This window comes from Thalassospira profundimaris, from assembly GCF_003326795.1.
GTDB classification, from domain to species: domain Bacteria; phylum Pseudomonadota; class Alphaproteobacteria; order Rhodospirillales; family Thalassospiraceae; genus Thalassospira; species Thalassospira profundimaris_C.
This window is the reverse complement of the sequence record NZ_JPWI01000006.1, coordinates 126,900-145,031: the sequence shown is the minus strand read 5'-3', so window position 1 is coordinate 145,031 and position 18,132 is coordinate 126,900. Positions and strand designations below refer to the sequence as shown.

Annotated in this window: 15 protein-coding genes; 7 read left to right on the top strand and 8 right to left on the bottom strand. The window is 55.8% G+C overall.

Annotation, left to right across the window (positions count from 1 at the left end):
- Positions 1-67: 67 nt before the first annotated feature.
- The 5 genes from TH30_RS11150 to TH30_RS11130 all read left to right on the top strand — a co-directional run bounded on the left by TH30_RS11150 (position 68) and on the right by TH30_RS11130 (position 5,679).
- Positions 68-1,228: an ABC transporter substrate-binding protein gene (locus TH30_RS11150; protein ID WP_114098172.1), complete on the top strand. Its 1,161-nt coding sequence runs from the start codon at positions 68-70 to the stop codon at positions 1,226-1,228.
- 225 nt (positions 1,229-1,453) lie between these two features.
- On the top strand, positions 1,454-2,443 hold the full coding sequence (locus TH30_RS11145) for an ABC transporter ATP-binding protein (RefSeq protein WP_114098171.1): 990 nt from the start codon (positions 1,454-1,456) through the stop codon (positions 2,441-2,443).
- Positions 2,440-3,411, top strand: a complete 972-nt coding sequence (locus tag TH30_RS11140) for an ABC transporter permease (RefSeq protein WP_114098170.1) — start codon at positions 2,440-2,442, stop codon at positions 3,409-3,411. Before TH30_RS11145 ends, TH30_RS11140 begins: the two co-directional genes overlap by 4 nt.
- Positions 3,401-4,216, top strand: a complete 816-nt coding sequence (locus TH30_RS11135; RefSeq protein ID WP_114098169.1) for an ABC transporter permease — start codon at positions 3,401-3,403, stop codon at positions 4,214-4,216. Before TH30_RS11140 ends, TH30_RS11135 begins: the two co-directional genes overlap by 11 nt.
- A 35-nt stretch (positions 4,217-4,251) precedes the next feature.
- On the top strand, positions 4,252-5,679 hold the full coding sequence (locus TH30_RS11130) for a gamma-aminobutyraldehyde dehydrogenase (RefSeq protein WP_114098168.1): 1,428 nt from the start codon (positions 4,252-4,254) through the stop codon (positions 5,677-5,679).
- A gap of 64 nt (positions 5,680-5,743) precedes the next feature.
- Here the strand turns inward: TH30_RS11130 and TH30_RS11125 are convergent, their stop codons facing one another.
- From TH30_RS11125 to TH30_RS11110, 4 genes are all read right to left on the bottom strand, one after another.
- Positions 5,744-6,964, bottom strand: a complete 1,221-nt coding sequence (locus TH30_RS11125) for an amidohydrolase family protein (RefSeq protein WP_114098167.1) — start codon at positions 6,962-6,964, stop codon at positions 5,744-5,746.
- Positions 6,957-9,521, bottom strand: a complete 2,565-nt coding sequence (locus TH30_RS11120; protein WP_114098166.1) for a branched-chain amino acid ABC transporter ATP-binding protein/permease — start codon at positions 9,519-9,521, stop codon at positions 6,957-6,959. Before TH30_RS11120 ends, TH30_RS11125 begins: the two co-directional genes overlap by 8 nt.
- On the bottom strand, positions 9,521-10,396 hold the full coding sequence (locus TH30_RS11115) for a branched-chain amino acid ABC transporter permease (protein WP_114098165.1): 876 nt from the start codon (positions 10,394-10,396) through the stop codon (positions 9,521-9,523). The genes TH30_RS11120 and TH30_RS11115 overlap by 1 nt, the downstream gene beginning before the upstream one ends.
- A gap of 105 nt (positions 10,397-10,501) precedes the next feature.
- A complete protein-coding gene (locus tag TH30_RS11110; RefSeq protein WP_114098164.1) occupies positions 10,502-11,689 on the bottom strand; it encodes an ABC transporter substrate-binding protein in 1,188 nt (395 codons plus the stop codon).
- Between the two features lie 269 nt (positions 11,690-11,958).
- Between TH30_RS11110 and TH30_RS11105 the strand changes: the two genes are divergently transcribed.
- Positions 11,959-12,384 (top strand): nuclear transport factor 2 family protein, encoded by a 426-nt coding sequence (locus tag TH30_RS11105; protein ID WP_114098268.1) that lies wholly within the window; start codon positions 11,959-11,961, stop codon positions 12,382-12,384.
- A gap of 113 nt (positions 12,385-12,497) precedes the next feature.
- Here the strand turns inward: TH30_RS11105 and TH30_RS11100 are convergent, their stop codons facing one another.
- Positions 12,498-13,211, bottom strand: a complete 714-nt coding sequence (locus tag TH30_RS11100; RefSeq protein ID WP_114098163.1) for a GntR family transcriptional regulator — start codon at positions 13,209-13,211, stop codon at positions 12,498-12,500.
- A gap of 140 nt (positions 13,212-13,351) precedes the next feature.
- Here TH30_RS11100 and TH30_RS11095 point away from each other — a divergent pair, with 140 nt between their 5' ends.
- Positions 13,352-14,947, top strand: coding sequence for a gamma-glutamyltransferase family protein (locus TH30_RS11095; protein WP_220150304.1), 1,596 nt, complete (start codon positions 13,352-13,354; stop codon positions 14,945-14,947).
- A 12-nt stretch (positions 14,948-14,959) separates the two neighbouring features.
- Here TH30_RS11095 and maiA read toward each other — a convergent pair whose 3' ends face one another.
- The 3 genes from maiA to hmgA are packed head-to-tail and all read right to left on the bottom strand — an operon-like array spanning position 14,960 to position 18,055.
- Positions 14,960-15,640: a maleylacetoacetate isomerase gene (gene maiA, locus TH30_RS11090; RefSeq protein WP_114098162.1), complete on the bottom strand. Its 681-nt coding sequence runs from the start codon at positions 15,638-15,640 to the stop codon at positions 14,960-14,962.
- A 9-nt stretch (positions 15,641-15,649) separates the two neighbouring features.
- On the bottom strand, positions 15,650-16,669 hold the full coding sequence (locus TH30_RS11085; RefSeq protein WP_114098161.1) for a fumarylacetoacetate hydrolase family protein: 1,020 nt from the start codon (positions 16,667-16,669) through the stop codon (positions 15,650-15,652).
- A 15-nt stretch (positions 16,670-16,684) separates the two neighbouring features.
- A complete protein-coding gene (hmgA, locus tag TH30_RS11080; protein WP_114098160.1) occupies positions 16,685-18,055 on the bottom strand; it encodes a homogentisate 1,2-dioxygenase in 1,371 nt (456 codons plus the stop codon).
- Positions 18,056-18,132 lie beyond the last annotated feature (77 nt).

Genomic DNA, 18,132 nt, shown 5'->3' with positions numbered 1-18,132 from the left:
AGCGTACCCTTGGCTGCGGGAAATAAAAGTCACACGAATTGACGCCCTGCAACTGGGAGACATCACAATGAAATCGTTACTGAAATCGGGCACGTCCGTGATGGTCGTGCTTGCCCTGGCGGCAAGTCAGGCCGCCGCAGCCGACATGATGACCGCACTTGGCACCCCCGAAGGCAATGTAAATATCGTTGCATGGCCGGGCTATATCGAACGCGGTGAAACCGACGCCAACTTTGACTGGGTGACCTCGTTTGAGAAAGAAACCGGATGTAAGGTGAATGTGAAATCCGCCAACACATCCGATGAAATGGTTGCCCTGATGAACGAGGGCGGTTTTGACCTTGTCACCGCCTCGGGCGATGCGTCGCTGCGCATGATTGCCGGCAAACGTGTTCAGCCGATCAATACCGACCTTATTCCAAGCTGGAACAGTGTTGATGACCGCCTGAAAAGTGCCCCCTGGCACACGGTCAATGGCGTGCATTACGGCACCCCCTATCAGTGGGGTCCGAACGTTCTGATGTATAATACCGAGGCCTTCAAGGAAGCGCCAAAAAGCTGGGATGTCGTTTTCAAGGAAATGACCCTTGCCGATGGCAAATCCAACAAGGGCCGTGTTCAGGCCTATGACGGCCCGATCCATATTGCCGATGCGGCACAATACCTGATGGCGCATAACCCGGAACTCGGCATCAAAAGCCCCTATGAGCTGAATGCCGATCAATATGCCGCCGCCCTTGATCTTCTGCGCGGACAGCGTGAACTGGTTTCACGTTACTGGCATGATGCCTTCATCCAGATGGATGATTTCAAGAACGAAGGTGTGGTTGCTTCGGGTTCCTGGCCGTTCCAGGTCAACCTTCTGAAATCCGAAGGCCTTCCGATTGCATCGACCATCCCCGAAGAAGGTGTGACCGGCTGGGCCGATACCACCATGCTTCACGCCGATGCTGAAAACCCGACCTGCGCCTATCTCTGGATGGAACATTCCCTGTCGCCCAAAGTTCAGGGCGACCTTGCCGCCTGGTTTGGCTCCAACCCGGCTGTTCCCGCCGCATGTAAGGGCAATGCCCTTTTGGGTGACGAAGGTTGCGCAACCAATGGCTTTGATGATTTCGACCGTGTCAGCTTCTGGCAGACCCCGGTGTCGAAATGCGAAAGTCAGGGTGAATGCGTGCCCTATTACCGTTGGGTATCTGACTATATCGGTGTGATCGGCGGTCGCTAGGACCAGCCATGTGACCGGGACCGGCTTTGGTCATCGGGTGTCTCGTACACCCGGCACCTGATGCCTTGCCTGATGTGATGATGTCTTGCGGCAAAACCGGGGGGCAAGCCGCGAATGGCACGTCATGTCCCGGTCACAAATCACCCGATTGGACGCCACCCGCCACCTTCCCTTGCTACCCGAAGCCCGCCCCGCGCGGGCGGGCTTCAAACAACTGGTTTACCCATGACGAATGCAGTTTCCTTTTCCAGTGTTTCACGTCATTTCGGCACTGTCCGTGCTGTTGATGATGTGGACCTGTCGATTGCCGAGGGCGAGTTTTTCGCCATGCTCGGCCCGTCAGGATCGGGCAAGACCACCTGCCTGCGCCTGATTGCCGGCTTTGAGCAACCGACAAGCGGTCATATCGAGATTTTCGGCACCAAGGTCGAAAACGTTCCGCCCTATCGGCGCAATGTGAATACGGTGTTTCAGGATTACGCCCTGTTCCCGCATATGAACATCATCGACAATGTGGCCTATGGCCTGATGATCCAGGGCATGGGCAAGGCCGAACGCCACAAAGCCGCCAACGAGGCCCTCGAACTTGTGGCCCTTCCGGGGTATGGCGATCGCAGACCCGGTCAGCTTTCCGGCGGTCAGCGCCAGCGCGTTGCGCTTGCGCGCGCATTGGTCAACAAGCCCAAGGTGTTGCTGCTTGATGAACCGCTGGGCGCGCTTGACCTTAAATTGCGCGAACAGATGCAGGAAGAACTTAAAACCCTGCAACGCAAACTTGGCATCACCTTTGTCTTTGTCACCCATGATCAGGGCGAAGCGCTTTCGATGGCGGATCGGGTGGCTGTCTTTAACGATGGCAAAATCCAGCAGGTCGGAAGCCCGCAAGATATCTATCAGCGTCCGCAAAGCCGCTTTGTCGCCGACTTCGTTGGATCATCCAATGTCCTTGAACCCGGTTTTGTCAAACAGCTGACCGGCAAAAATGCCTATGCCAGTTTGCGCCCCGAAGCTGTGCGTATCGTTCAATCCGACGGTCATGCCGCAACCGTCACCGGAAGCAGCTATCTGGGCGGCACCACCCGGGTTGGTCTGGCCCTTGGCAATATGCGGATCAATGCCCTGATCCCGGCCGATCAGAGCGTTCCCGAAAACGGTGCATCGGTTCAAATCAGCTGGCAGGAAAACGAGCTGCATTTGATGGAGGATGCCCAATGACGGCCGCCTCATCCGTCACCCAAACGGCTCAAAGCAGCGCCATTTTGCCCGGTCAGGGCGGATGGACCGGATCGCTGTCTGACAAGTTCTGGCGCAATCCCAAACTGCTTTTGATCCTGATGCTGACCCCGCCTGCTTTGTGGCTTGGCATCATCTATCTCGGATCGCTGTTTGCGTTACTGGCGCAAAGTTTCTTTTCCATCGATGAATTTTCGGGGATGGTTCAATACGACCTGACGCTGAAAACCTATGGCGAGCTGTTCCGTCCGGCCAATCTCGACATCATCATCCGCACCGTTTCGATGGCCGCCATCGTTACAGTCGCTGCGGCCTGTGTGGCATTTCCGATTGCCTATTTTGCCGCCCGCTATGCACGCGGCAAATGGAAGGCACTGTTTTACATCGGTGTGATGCTGCCGCTTTGGTCGAGCTATCTGGTCAAGGTCTATGCCTGGAAACTGATCCTGGCCAAGGAAGGCATTCTGACCTGGATTTTCGCCAAGCTGCATCTGACCTGGCTGCTTGAAGCCTGGCTTGCGATCCCGATCATTGGTGGTTATTCCCTGTCGGTCAGCTACACCGGCACCTTCCTTGTGTTCCTGTATGTCTGGCTGCCTTTCATGGTGCTGCCCGTGCAGGCCGCCCTTGAACGTGTCCCGGGAAGCTATATCGAGGCATCGGGTGACCTTGGTGCCACACCGGGTCAGACATTCCGCCATGTAATTTTCCCGCTGGCCTTGCCGGGCATTGTCGCGGGGTCGATCTTTACCTTCTCACTGACCCTTGGTGATTACATCATTCCGCAAATCGTCGGGTCATCGCGCCTGTTTATCGGTCAGGCTGTTTATGCTCAGCAAGGCACGGCGGGCAATATTCCGCTGGCTGCGGCCTTTACGGTCGTGCCGATTGTCATCATGGGCTTCTATCTTTGGGGCGCAAAACGCATGGGGGCCTTCGATGCGATCTGATGGAAAGCAACGCGCACCCTTTGCGCTGAAAGCCGCCGCCGGGCTTGGTCTTGCCTTTATGCACCTGCCCATTGCGCTGATCTTTGTCTATGCCTTCACGACCGAGGACAAATCATACCAGTGGCCGCCGCCCGGTTTCACCATGAAGTGGCTGGAAGTCACATGGAACCGTCCGGATGTCTGGGATGCCTTGAAACTGTCGTTACAGGTCGCGACCATCTCGACCGTGATTGCCATGGTTTTGGGAACGCTGTGCGCAGCGGCAGTCTCACGGACCAAATTCTTTGGCCGGGAAACCATTTCGCTTCTGGTGATCCTGCCGATTGCATTGCCCGGCATCATTACCGGTATTGCGCTTCGGTCAGCCTTCAGCATTGCCGACATTCCGTTCTCGATCTGGACGATCATTCTGGGTCACGCGACCTTCTGTGTTGTTGTTGTCTATAACAATGTGGTCGCGCGTTTCAGACGCACATCGGGATCACTGGTCGAGGCATCAATGGATCTGGGTGCCAACAGTTTCCAGACATTCCGCCATGTCATTCTGCCCAATATCGGCACCGCCCTTCTGGCGGGTGGCATGCTGGCCTTTGCCCTGTCCTTTGACGAGGTGATCGTCACGACCTTTACCGCAGGCCAGCAATCGACCCTGCCGATCTGGATGCTTGAAGAACTTGTCCGACCGCGCCAGCGACCGGTCACCAATGTGGTGGCGATGGTTGTGGTTATGGTCACGGTCCTGCCGATCCTTGCGGCCTATTACCTGACGCGTGATGGCGATCAGGTGGCCGGATCCGGGAAATGAACAACGCGATAATGATACAAACGGGAGAGCTTATTATGGATACCAAGATGCTGATCGGCAGCAGCCTTGAAATGGGCGTCGAAGCCGAAGAAAACATCATCAATCCGAAAACCGGCGAAACCATCATGATGCTGCCCGAAGCATCAATGGAACAGATCGACCGGGCCGTGAATGCCGCAGAACATGCATTCAAATCCTGGTCGCGCACCACACCGTCAGAACGGTCGGGTTATCTTCTGAAAATAGCCGACCGGATCGAGGCCGAAGCCGAAGAATTCGTCAAACTGGAATCCCTGAACTGCGGCAAACCGATCAATGCGGTGCGCGATGACGAAATTCCCGCCATTGTCGATTGCTATCGCTTCTTTGCCGGTGCTGTACGCTGTATGCAGGGCTCACTTGCCGGTGAATACATGCCCGGACACACTTCGATGATCCGCCGCGATCCGATTGGTGTGGTTGGTTCCATCGCGCCCTGGAACTATCCGATGATGATGATGGCCTGGAAACTCGCCCCGGCGATTGCCGGGGGTAACACGGTTGTCTTCAAACCCTCCGAACAGACGCCGTTGACCGCCCTTAAACTGGCAACCATTCTGGCCGATATCCTGCCCGAAGGTGTGGTGAATATCGTGCTGGGTCGCGGGGCCACCGTGGGCAATGCCCTGATCAACCATCCCAAGGTCGATATGATTTCGATCACCGGTGATGTCGCAACCGGCAAAAAGGTTCTTCAGGCTGCGGCCAAATCGGTCAAGCGCACCCATCTGGAACTGGGCGGCAAGGCACCCGTCATTGTCTTTGATGATGCCGATGTGGATGCGGTTGTCGAAGGGTTGCGCGCCTTTAGCTACTATAACGCCGGTCAGGATTGCACGGCAGCGTGTCGCATTTATGCAGGCCCGAAAATCCATGACAAGCTGGTGGCGGATTTGTCATCGGCGGTTTCAAGCATTGCCTATGCCCGTGCGGACGACAGCGAAAATGAAATCGGCCCGCTGATTTCCGAACGCCAGCGTGACCGCGTGGCAAGCTTCGTCGCCCGCGCATCCGAGCAGAAACACATCGAAATCACCACCGGCGGCAAACTGCATGACGGGCCGGGCTTCTTCTATCAGCCGACCGTGATTGCCGGTGCCCTTCAATCTGATGAAATCGTGCGCCGCGAGGTTTTCGGGCCGGTGGCGTCCATCACCCGCTTTACCGATGTCGACGAGGCCGTCGCTTGGGCCAATGATTCCGATTATGGTCTGGCATCATCGATCTGGACCAAGGATATCTCGCGCGCCATGCAAACAAGTGCCCGCCTGCGTTATGGCTGCACATGGATCAACACCCACTTCATGCTGGTCAATGAAATGCCCCATGGTGGTTTGAAACAATCCGGCTATGGCAAGGACATGTCACACTACGCACTCGAAGACTACACCGCTGCCCGTCACATCATGATCGCGCACGGTTAGTCACAACCACCAATCATCAGACAAAAAGGGCAGTATATTTGCTGCCCTTTTTTATTTGTGTGACTTATGGCCGAAACAGCTTTGCGGCGGGATGTTCGAACGTTACCCGCCCGTCTTTCATGCCCCAAACCGGGCGGCTGATTTCGGAAACCACCTGTGCGCGACTTTGGGCGGGCAGGATGATGAAGCTTGCCGCTTCGCCCACTGCGATCTTGGTGGACCGGCCCAGAAGCTTGGCCGGGGCATCGGACACCATGGCAAAGCAGTTTTCAAGCTCGGCCTCGGTCGCAAGCTGACTGACATTGGCGTAAAGATTTGCCATGCGCGACAGCGAACAATCCCCATAAGGCGTGAACGGATTAAGCACATTGTTGGTCGCAATTGTGCAGCAAACGCCATGATGGGCAATCTTGTGCGCCGGGGCCACGCCGCGCGGAACGCTATGATCATGATCGCGCCCGGTCAGGAAAAGGTCGGTTGCCGGAAGCACGGTTAATCCAATCCCGGCATCGCGCATGAGTGCGATTGTGTCTTCAAGTTCCGCTTTCGGCAGGACCGAAAGCTTGGTCACATGACCAATCATCACCCGCCCTTGCCAGCCAAAGGCAATCGACTGGCGGGCGACTTCGTCAAGATGGCGCCACGAACCGTCCAGATCGAAATCAAGATGGAAATCAAGATCGACATCATATTGGCGCGCCATTTCAAACAGACGCAGGATCTGACCATTCGGGTCCGTATCCATATAGGGACAGCCACCCAAAAGATCGGCACCGTTTTCAAGGGCCTCGCGCAGGAGTTCTTCTGTGCCGGGATAGTTGAACAGGCCTTCCTGCGGGAAGACGCAAATCTCGATATCCATCGCCCAGGCGTAATCTTCCTTCAGGCATTTAACCGCATTAAATCCCGCAAGACCGATGCCCGGATCAATTTCCACATGGGTGCGGATGGCGTTGGTTCCCTCGGTAATTGCCTTTTCAATCACGCGTGAGCCGCGACGATAAATGTCATCTTCGGTAAAACCGCTTTTGGCATTGGCAACCGCACTGATTGCCCCGGCAAGGGTCCCGGTTTCATTCTTGGCCCGATCAAGAATACAGGCCTTGTCCAGATGCAGATGACTTTCGACAAAGCCGCAACTGATCAGCTGGCCGCTGGCATCAAAGCTCGGCGCCTCGGTTGAAATGGCCTTTGCGATCTCAACAATTTTCCCGCCCTTTACGGCAATATCAACAAGTCCGTTTTCGCCATGCAGGCAGGCGTTTCTCACCAGATAGTCAAGCATTTGCAACGGCTTCCTTTTCTTGATTTTTATCGCCCTGTTCGCTGCCACCAAGATAGGCCGCAATCAGGCGTTCATCCTGTCGCAAATCGGCCGCAATGCCCTCGGCAACCACCTGCCCCTGCTCAAGGACATAGGCGTAATCGGCAACGGCCAGCGCCATGGTCGCCATCTGATCGACCAGAAGGATCGTCACCCCGTCATCGCGCAGTTCACCCAGAATGGCATAAAGTTCTTCGGTCATGGCGGGTGCCAGACCAAGGGACGGCTCATCAAGCAACAAGGCCTTTGGCTTGGCCACCAGACCGCGCGCGATTGCCATCATCTGCTGTTCGCCGCCCGACAGGAGCCCGGCCGGACTGTTGATACGGTCCCGCAAACGCGGGAAACGTTTCAGGATGGCTTCCAGTTCGTCATGACTGACCGGTCTGGGTTGCTTATAGGCCCCCAGTTCGATGTTTTCGCGCACCGTCAGTTCCGGGAAGACCTGCCGTCCTTCGGGGACAAGGATCAGTCCCTGTTCAACAATCTGGTGCGGGGCAAGCGCGTGGATATATTCGTTATTGAGAACGATCTGCCCCTTCACTGGCCGGAGCAACCCGGCAAGAGCCGTCAGGAAGGTTGATTTGCCAGCCCCATTGGCACCAAGCAGGGCAACCATTTCGCCCTGCCGGACCTTAAGATCAACCGAATGCAGAACCGGGGCCGCGCCATATCCCGCCGTCAAACGCAGGGTTTCAATGACGGGTGATTCACCCGCCTCGAACGGCACCGGACGCGGGCGGGCTTTCATTTTGCCATCCCCCAGATAGGCGGCAATGACTTGCGGATCATTCTGGACCGCCTGCGGACTGCCAAAGATGATCGGGGTTCCGGCATCGACCGCCAAAATCTGATCGGAAATGCCCATGACCATTTCCATGTCATGTTCGACCAGAACCACCGTGATTCCGGCATCGGCCAACTGACGCAGCAATTTTGACAGCGCAACTTTATCGGCATGCATCAAACCGGCGGCCGGTTCATCAAGCAACAACACACCGGGCTTGGTCGCAAGCGAGCGCGCAATTTCGACCAGACGGCGATCCACATGCGGCAAGTCACCGGCACGGGCATCGATATCGCCCTGATATCCGCAAAACGCCAAAAGTCCCGCCGCATGATTGCGGTTTTCGTCCGATGCAATGGCGCTGAACGGCTTGCCAAAACGCCCGACCGGAATCCCGGCAATCACGTTATCGACAACCGACATGTTTTCAAAAAGCCGGGTTGCCTGATAGGTGCGTGCAATTCCGTTGCGCGCGGCAAAGTCGGTCGGCTTTCCGGCGATGTCCTGATTGCCGATCCGAACGGCCCCCTCGGTTGGTTTGTAGAAGCCGCTGATGATGTTCAAAAGCGTGGTCTTGCCTGCCCCGTTCGGGCCAATGATCGATGTCACCTGTCCCGGTTTGGCGGCAAAGGATACGGAATTCACCGCCTTCACCCCGCCAAAGGCGATGGAGATATCATCAACCACCAGTCCGTCTGACTTGCCATAGGCCTTAAGCCCGGCTTCGATTTCGGCGGCGGGGATTGCATTGACCGTGCGTTTTTTAAGCGGGATGAAACGTTCAACCACACCAACAATACCGCGTGGCGCGATCAGCAGAACCACGATCAGAAGTGCCCCGAAAATCAGCAAACGATATTCGGCAAAATCGGCCAGAATTTCGGGCAACATCACCGAAACGGTCGCGCCAACCAGCGGCCCCAGAACCGTGCCCGCACCACCCAGAATGACCGCAAACAGATACAGGATCGACTGGCTGAACGGGAAGTTCGACGGGGCAATGAACATCATAAGCGGTGCAAACAGCGCACCGGCAAGGCCTGCCATGGCCGCGGCAATCGCAAAGCCCGACGCCTTGACAACAAAGGCATTATAGCCCAGCGAACTGGCCGCAATTTCGGCATCGCGCATCGACGTCATCGCCATGCCCCAGCCGCTTGTCGCCAGACGACGGAATGCCAGCAACGCAACCCCGCCCAGAACCACACACAGCATCACCAGATCGGTTTCGCCAAACATATAGCCAAACAGTTCGGGCATGGGAAAACCCATCAATCCGTTCTGCCCGCCGGTGAGAGATCGCCATTCAATCGCGCCATGCTCGACAATAAAAGCAAAGGCAATGGTCACCATGGCAAGGAACGGCCCGGCCATCCTTGCAGCCGAAAGCGCCAGCACACAGCCAGCAACACCGGCAATCAAGGTTGCTGCAACCAGCGACAGCCAGAAATTGACCCCGGCAAGGGTCAGGATCGCACTGGCATAAGCGCCAATGGCAAAGAAGCCGACCTGACCGAGTGACACAAGTCCGGTCAGACCATAAAGAACGTTCAGTCCCACACACAGAACCGTGGTGATGGCAACAAGGCCGATGATGAACTGGGTATAGCCACCAGTGATCGAAACACCGATCAATCCGCCAAGGACGGCAAGGACAATCACGGTATCAAGGGCGACAGGTTTATTAAGCCTGGGCATTGGATTTTTGAACTTCATATCACGCTTCATCATCAGACCTTCTTGATCGCTGCACGGCCAAACAGACCGCTTGGTTTGATGGTCAGAACCGCAATCACAAGTGCGAATACGACAATGAAGGTATAGGACGATCCGAGATAGGTGGTCACACCGGCCTCGACCAGACCATAGATAAAGCCCGCCAGCATCACGCTGTAGGCCGACGTCATCCCGCCCAGAATGGCAACCGCAAAGGCCTTAAGCCCAAACAGCGTGCCCATATCCGAATGCACGGAAAACAGCGGCGCGATCAAAAGACCGGCACAGCCCGCAAGCATCGACGAAATGGCAAAGGAACCCGTGACCATCACCGTGGTGTTGATCCCCATCAGCTTTGCCGCCTGAAGGTTCTGAACGACTGCCAAAAGCGCACGCCCCTGACGGGTATGACGGAACAGCGCATGAAGGGCCAGGGCAACAGCAATGGCTGCAATCGGGATCAGGATCTGCTGCGGATACACACCGGTGCCAAAGATGTTCCAGCTTTCGCCCACAAGGGCGGAAGGCAGGGTGCGCGGTTCATTGCCAAAAGTGAAAAGCACCGCGTTATCAAGCAAAATGCCGCCTGCCACAGTTGCCATCAGCCAGGCTTCGGAATTGCGAACGGCAAAGGGGCGGACAAGGAAGAATTCGACAAGAATACCGGCAAGACCACAGCACAGGATCGCCAGCGGATACCCGACAATGACAGGCAAACCGTATCGTTCACAAAAAACAAAACCCAACACCGCCCCAAGCATCACCATCGACCCTTGGGCAAAATTGACTTTCGAAGACACGGAATAGGTGATCTGAAAACCGAGCGCGATCAGACCGTACATACTGCCCAGTCCAATCCCGGTAATCAGGGCTGCGATTAATAATGTCATTGCCAGTCGCCTGTTTATGTCGCGCCCGAAAGCGCATCATTCAAAAAGGAATAAAACCCGTGCGATACGGGATGGGACCGCACCGCACAGGGATTAAAAGATGGCTTATTTGATCGGAATGATCTGACCTTCGACGAAATGCGCGAAGGTGTAGTCTTCCGGACCAAGCGCGTCCTGATCGTCCGGGGTGAACGGCTTGTCATAGGTTTTGATCATGCCTTCGATGCCCGAAATCTCGTACATCGCTTCGCGGATCGCCGGGCCTTCGGTTGAACCGGCCTTTTCGATAGCCGCTGCAATCAGAAGGGTCGCATCATAGGCGTTGGCGATACCGGTTGCCGGGGTCACATCGGCAAGGGTTTTGATTTCAGGGAACTTTTTCTGAAGTTCGACGAACATCGGGCTGGTTGCATCGGTAAACAGATAGGTCTGGATGAAATGAACCTTCTCGCCCGATTTGCCTGCGAGTTCGGTAAAGCGACCACCCGCCGGGCCCCAATGCGAGGAAATCGGAACATCCCAGCCCATGCGATCAAGCGATTTGATCACCTGGGCGGTCGGGGCAACGTTGGCAACCACGAACAGGGAGTCCGCACCGTTTTCCTTGAGACGGGTCAGCTGCGGGACCACATCAACGTCGTTTGATTCAAACTTTTCGATCCCGGCATGGGCCATGCCACGTTTTTCAAGCGCCTTGAGCAGGCCCTTTTCGTTGGACTCCCCCCAGGGATTGTTAATCAGGATCATGCCCGGCTTTTTTGCACCGTAATTTGCGATCAGATATTCCGTGATCGCTTCGTCGACATATTCATCAACAGCCGAGACACGGAAGACATAGTTTTCCTCCGCACCGTTTTTGGTAATCCCGGTGCCTGCGGCCCACGGACCGATGAACGGAATTTTCTGCTGGTTGGCATAAGGCACGATGGCAAAGGAAACCGGCGTATCAAGACCACCAATGATCGCAGCAACGCCTTCGCGCTGTGCCAGTTCACGGGCAGCAACCAGACCTTTGCCCGGGTTGCTTTCATCATCACGCGAAACAAGTTCAAGCTGCTTGCCCAGAACACCGCCTTCGGCATTGATCTTGTCAATCGCAAGGGTGATCCCACGCGTAATTGCTTCACCCGATTTGGCGGACTGACCACTAAGCGCAGCAACAAGGCCGAGCTTCACGGTTTCATCAGCACGGGCGTTATGGGCAGGCAAGGTGGCAGCAAACATCATCACAGCCGCAGCCCCCAGAAGGGCGGCACGACGCGTCAGTTTCGGAATAGGCGAAGAAATAGGCATGTGAGACTCCCTGATTATGTGACTTCGCATTCGGTCGTCGCAGTTTCACGATACGCGCCGAACAGCCACCGCATTGCAGCAAAGCCCGTGCCAAGAATCAAAATCACATAAAATCAGATACTTATGGAATTTCGTATCATTTCTCAAAAGTCATTTGCCTCATGCATACGCAAATTGCATGCAATTATTGCATAAAATTAGTGCATGCAAATTTTCCGCCTACGTATTATGCTGATCCCAGATCAATCGCAGTGAATGAGGATATCCAGATGACCGACCAGACTGCGGCAAATGTGCTTGATACGCTGCCGCCCGAAGCCCAGACCGTGCGCGAATTTCTCGATGCATCGATGAAGCCCGACCCGGAACTGGCAGCAACCTTTATGTCAGATGATGTGGTCATCACCTTTACCGATGGTCAGAAATACGACCATCCATCGGGAACGACCGCCTTTAATGCTGCACGTTATAAATGGGTGAAAAAGAAGTTCGGCCAGTTTGATGTCGCTCACACCAATGGACAGACCGTGGTCTATAGCACCGGCTGGCTTTACGGCGAATGGCCCGACGGAACGCCATTTGAAGGCAACCGCTATGTGGACCGTTTCGTGATTGAAAACGGCAAGATCATCAAAATGGATGTCTGGAATGAAAGTGCGGAACGCATTCTGGTGCGTAAAGGCATCAAGGCCTGATCCCGCCAGACATGCAGCGCACGTATTTTTACCCGCGTGACCCGAACCTGATCCGGAACGCCAATCGCCTGCTCTTGCGGGCAGGTGATTATGTGCGCGCGCGCACTGTTGCGTTATGCCCCGCCGTCGCGCACTTTTCGGGCATAGGGTTCAAGCGCATCCAGATACAAAAGCGGACCGCGTTCCTCGGTTGTGAACAACGCACGATCAGCCACCGCCGTCAGGTGATGGCGCATCAGTTTGCGCGCGGCTTCCTCGTCACCGTTGGACAGGGCTTCGATGATCTGGCGGTGTTCCTGAATGCCGCAATCCGTCGAATGCGGACGCGCATAGAGCGACAGTGTCAAGCCGCAGCGATATCCGATTTCCTCGACATAGCGCAGCAAAACCGGGCTTCCCGAAAGCTTGGCCAGCAAGATGTGAAATTCGGTGGCAAGGCGGATCGAAATCGGTTCGGATGCGTGTTCGGCCTCGACCTCCTTGGCCAGATGGGCTTCAAGTTCGGCCAGAAGTTCGGGGGTCATATTCTTGATGACGCGACTGATCACAAGGTCTTCGATCTGGGTGCGCAATTCAAAAAGATCGCGTGCTTCTTCAAGGCTTGGTTTGGCAACCATAGCACCTTTGTTGCGACGAAGCTCGACCAATCCTTCGGCGGCAAGCCGTTCAAGCGACTGACGAATAAGGGTACGGCTGACACCGAACCGTTCGCCAAGGGAATCTTCGGGCAATTTCATGCCGGGCATCAGGACGCGTTCAAGAATGGCCGAACGCAATGCCGAACTGATCATGTCCGTACGATGTTTTGCCTTGTCCGCCGCCTTCATCCCGACCGCCAATTTTTATGGTGCATACAATAAACTGTTTGCGTTTGTATAATTGATTGCATGCAATTTCGCCACAGCTGATCCGACTTTACCTGCTCCGCATCGCATTGCATTCCGAATTGCTGAAAGAATTCATGACCATGTCCGATAAAGAAGTATCGACCAAAATGCACCGCGCCATGATCACAAGCCCAAGCACTGCGGCAAGCGAAGCCGGGGCCGCAGTGCTCCGTGATGGCGGAACCGCGATAGAGGCCGTGGTCGCAACCGCTGCGATGCTAGCAGTAACATACCCGCATTTCTGCGGCATTGGCGGTGACGCGGTCTGGATGGTTTCGGACGGATCGGGCAATGTGCAATCGTTTATGGGTATCGGACAGGCGGCTCAAAATCCCGGCAGTTTTGCCGATGCTGGCAAACCGATCCCGCTGCGCGGTCCGGGTTCGACCCTGACCACGGCCTGCACGGTTGATTCCTGGCAACATGCCCTTGATCACTCCGCCAAACATTGGGGTGGGAACAAGAAACTGGCCGATCTGATTGCGCCTGCCATCAGTCTTGCCGAAAACGGCTTTCCGATCAGTGCATCGCAATGCTTCTGGCTTGATTTCCGCAAGGAAGACATCGCCAACTGGCCGGGCTTTACCGATATCTTTGCCCCCAATGGCAAGATGCCGGTGGCGGGTGAGATGTTCTATCAGCCGCAACTGGCCGAAAGCCTGAAACTGATTGCCCAAAACGGTGCGCGCGACTTTTATGAAGGCGAACTTGCCGGGCGGATCATTGCCGGACTGTCTGCGGTCGGCTCGCCGATCACCGCTGCTGATCTTGCCAAAACCCGCACCCGGACGGCTGATGCGGTATCCCTTGAATATGGCGATGTCACCCTGTTTGCCCCGCCTGCCCCGACGCAAGGATTGGCGACCCTGATGACGATGGGGGTCTTGCGCGAACTCGGTGCCAAGAACTGGGCCGAAGGCGATGCTGATCATTTCCATCTGGTGGTCGAGGCCATCAAGCAGGCATTTCTTGAACGTGATCAGATTGGCGATCCGGATTTTGCACTGGATGATTTCACCGCCATGCTTGATCCTGCCAAACTGCAAAGTGCTGCGGGCAACATTTCCCCGTCGCAGGCCATGGACTGGCCCCACCCGTTCCGCCATGGCGATACGGTTTTCCTTGCCGCCAAAGATGCAAACGGGAACTCGGCAAGCGTTCTGCAAAGTACCTATTTCGATTGGGGCAGCGGGGTTGTCGCGGGCGATACCGGCATCGTCTGGCAAAACCGGGGTGCCGCGTTCACCACCAGGCCCGGCCACCCAAACAGCTACAAACCCGGCAAACGCCCGTTCTATACGCTTAATCCCGGACTGGCGCTTAGGAACGGCAAGCCGCATTTGCTGTATGGTACCCAAGGGGCTGACGGACAGCCACAGACATTGGCGATGCTGCTGACCCGTGTGCTAGATTTCGGCCTTTCCCCGGCAGAAGCACTGGCAAAGCCGCGCTTCCTGCTCGGCAAGACATTTTCCGATACCAATGACAGTCTGAAACTTGAAGTCGATGCCGGGGATGCCGTGTTCGACACGCTGTCGGAACGCGGCCATATCCTGCGCGCGATTGAAGCACAAAGCGCCCTTGCCGGTCAGGCCGGGATCATCCGCATTGATGAAGACGGCTTTGTCGATGGTGCCCATGATCCACGCAGTGATGGCATGGCGATTGGTGTCTAGGCGCCAGCACGCCTAGCGCGGGCATTTGTCGGGATGGGCATTGGCGAAGGCATCAATGGATGCGCAATTTCGTTCAATCGCCCTTATTCGTGGAAAGTGAGAAAGGCTCACATTCCAGCGGCGGGCATTATAAAGCTGCGGAATCAGGCAGATATCAGCCATCGACGGGCGGCTGCCATGACAGAAATCGCTGCTGACCGCACCAGCTCCAACGTCAGCTCCGGCACCGCCCTTTGCCAACATCGCCTCGAACCCGGCCAAACCACCCCCGATATATTTTGCCATCCAGTCAAGCCGCGTGGCATCGGGGTCTTCGCCATGGGCGGATACCATATCCATGACATGGCCCACCACGCCCAGATTACAAATGGGGTGAATATCCATGGCAATGGCATGCGATAGCGCGCGCACGCGCTGCCGCCCCAAAGTGTCGGTGGGCAACAATCCCTGCCCCGGTCGGGTTTCATCAAGATATTCGATGATCGACAAAGACTGGGTCATCATGATGCCGTCAATCTCAAGGGCGGGGACAAGTCCCTGCGGATTGCGCTTGAGAAAATCGGGGATCTTGTGAATACCGGCCAGCAAATCAATCGGCACCGTCCGGTAGGGAATATTCACAAGCCCAAGCGCAATCCGCACCCGGTAACTGGCCGAAGATCGCCAATAGTCATAGAGGATCACGTCGCTCATGACCGGCCATCACATCTTGTATTGGCGCACAGTCTGATCAATCGCGCCAAAGATTGATCGGCCATCCGCACCGAACATTTCAATTTTGACCTGATCCCCAAAATTCAGAAACGGCGTTGACGCGGCTCCAGTCTGGATGGTTTCGATCATGCGGATTTCCGCAATACAGGAATATCCCGCCCCGCCCTGATCCACAGGCTTGCCCGGTTCGCCATCAAGTTTGTTCGATACCGTGCCCGATCCGATGATGGTGCCCGCCACAAGCGGACGGGTGCGCGCGGCATGGGCAACCAGCTGTGCAAAATCAAAGGTCATATCAATCCCGGCATTGGCACGACCGAAAGGCTTGCCATTAAGATCAACATGAAGGGGCAAATGAACTTTCCCCCCATCCCAGGCATCGCCAAGCTCGTCAGGGGTCACCGCAACCGGCGAAAAGGCCGAAGACGGTTTGGACTGGAAAAAGCCGAACCCCTTGGCCAGTTCACCGGGGATCAGACCGCGCAGAGACACATCATTGACCAGCATGATCAGGCGAATGGCTTTGCCGGCCTGATCAAGGCTTGCCCCCATCGGGACATCATCAGTGATGACAGCAATTTCGCCTTCCATATCGATACCCCATGCGGCATCGGCCATCAGGATATCATCACGCGGGCCCAGAAAATTATCAGATCCGCCCTGATACATCAGCGGATCAGTCCAGAAACTTTGCGGCATCTCGGCCCCGCGGGCCTTGCGCACCAGTTCCACATGATTGACATAGGCCGACCCGTCCGCCCACTGATAGGCACGCGGCAAGGGTGAATGGAGCTTGGTCACATCAAGCCTGATGCGTTTGGCAATCGTCGAGCCTGCTTCGACCTCGTCAGAAAGTTCCTGCAAGCGCGGGGCAATCACCGCCCAGTTATCTAGGGCGGCCTGAAGGGTTGGCGCAATGGCGCTGGCATCGACATAAAATTCGAGATCGCGGGTCACCAGAACAAGCTGTCCGTCGCGGGTACCGTTTTTAAGAGTTGCGAGTTTCATGTGGGTATTTTGCCTTTATTTGCGGCCTTCGGGGGTGCCATCAAACTTGCGCTCAAGCCCGGACCAGCAATCAAGATAATCATCCTGAAGGCTTTCAAGCTCGGCGGCAAATCTGGTCAGTTGCTGCGGGAAACGGGTTTCGAACATAAACGCCATGGTGCCATCAAGCTTCTGTGGCCCCAGTTCGGCATTGGATGCCTTGTCAAACCCGAAGGCATCAGGACCATGGGCCAGCATCATGTTGTGCAAACTCATGCCGCCGGGAACAAATCCCTTTTCCTTGGCATCATATTGCCCGCAAATCAGGCCCATGAATTCGGACATGATGTTTCGGTGATACCATGGCGGGCGGAATGTATGTTCGGCCACCATCCAGCGCGGCGGGAAGATCACGAAATCAACATTGGCCGTTCCGGCCTCGTCGGTGGGGGCGGTCAGTACGGTGAAAATTGACGGATCGGGATGGTCAAACAGGATCGCGCCGACCGGCGAGAAGGTCCGAAGATCATATTTGAACGGGGTGTAATTGCCATGCCAGGCAACCACGTCGAGCGGTGAATGGCCGATATCTGTTTCATGGAACTGACCACACCATTTTATCTGCACCCGACACGGGGTTTCCTTATCCTCATAGGCCGCCACGGGTGTTTTGAAATCACGCGGATTGGCAAGGCAGTTCGCCCCAATCGGCCCGCGGTCAGGCAGCGTGAATTTCGCACCATAATTTTCGCAGACATAACCACGCGCGCCCCCCTCAATCCCGGGCTCAAGGATGCTGACCTTAAACATCATCCCGCGCGGGATCAGCGCGATTTCAAGCGGTTCGACATCCATGATGCCAAGTTCGGTAAATATCCGAAGCGTGCCGCTTTCGGGCACGATCAGAAGTTCGCCATCGGCATTGAAGAAATAATCATCGACCATATCGGCATTGCAGACATAGACATGGCTTGCCATGCCGGTCTGGGTCATGACATCACCCGCAGTCGTGATGGTCCGCATGCCCGAAATGAAATCGGTTGCGTCCTTTGGCATCGGCACCGGGTCCCAGCGCAATTGCCCCAGCGCAAGACTGTGATCATTCAGGCAGGGTGCTGTTTTCCAGTGAGGTCGATCAATGGCGCTAAAGCGGCCATTATGTTTGACACTGGGCCGGATACGATAGAGCCAGGACCGTTCATTGGTCCCGCGTGGCGCGGTAAAGGGCGAACCGGAAAGCTGTTCGGCATAAAGCCCGTAGGCACATTTTTGCGGGCTGTTCTGCCCTTGTGGCAAGGCACCGGGCAGGCTTTCGGTTTCAAAATCATTGCCGAAACCGGACATATATTTCAGATCGGCTTGATCAACGGTCGCGGCGACCGGATCACGGGTCGGTTTATCAAGCATGGCGATAACCCAAATGCGACAAAAACGATGCGATGGCAACAAACCGTCAGGACCGCGCGAAACGCGGTCCTGAACTG